Source organism: Vibrio sp. 10N.222.54.A3, assembly GCF_041474095.1.
Taxonomy (GTDB): Bacteria; Pseudomonadota; Gammaproteobacteria; order Enterobacterales; family Vibrionaceae; genus Vibrio; species Vibrio crassostreae_C.
In genome coordinates this window covers 1-878 of sequence record NZ_JBFRTN010000144.1, presented here as the reverse complement: position 1 = coordinate 878, position 878 = coordinate 1, and the positions used below count along the sequence as shown (strand labels likewise).

The following is an 878-nucleotide window of genomic DNA, read 5'->3' as shown; positions in this document are numbered from 1 at the left end:
GTGACCATTGGTGATGACGCCCAAATCATGGCGAACGGTACGCTCGGTATTACCGAGCCGAATTTAGCTGACGGGACGGTGACCACCAATACGATTGATGTAATGACAGCGCAAAGTGCCGATGGCGCAGTGATTACCCAGTTCACCTATGACGGTGGCACGGCTCAAATCTTAGACCCAACAATCACAGGTGAGCAGAAATTTACGTTCACTGAGGGTGATGTGTTCGTCACCATTGAAGGTAACGTGCGCTTTGAGCCGAACCGTGATTTAGACCACGAGAGTGGCGATATCGTTAAATCACTGGTGTTTACTTCGAGTGATGGTGATGTGGATGTTGAAACGGCCACTGTCACACTGACGATTATTGATGGTGATATCCCAACCATTGAATCGGTACCAAGCATCGCGCTTGCTGAAGCAGATTTAGCGGATGGCTCGTCACCAATCATGGGTGCAGTGAGTCAAACAGAAACCATCTCGTTCACTCATCAAAGTGACAATGTAGAGAAATTCCGTTTAGAACCAAGTGAGTTTAATACTAACAACGCGCTCAAGTCAGACGGCTTGATCATTGAGATTCGAGAAGAACCAACAGGCTCTGGCAATTATATTGGCTTCACGACCGATATTTCGAATGTCGAAACCACGGTGTTTACTCTCGATTTCAGCAGTTCCACTTTGGGTGAATACACCTTCACTCTTCTGGAAGCGATTGACCACACACCAATTCAAGGCAATAACGACCTAACATTTAACTTGCCAGTTTACGCGGTTGATACCGATGGTGATGACTCGTTAATGTCACCGCTATCGGTGACGATTACTGATGATGTTCAAGTGATGGCAAGTGGTGATCTGACGATTGAAGAGCCTAC

1 protein-coding gene is annotated in these 878 nt (G+C 46.8%); it reads left to right on the top strand.

Annotated features, from left to right (window positions below; translation table 11 throughout):
• The coding region (locus tag AB4507_RS21925; RefSeq protein ID WP_372183369.1) for a hypothetical protein at positions 1-878 on the top strand (878 nt) is incomplete at both ends.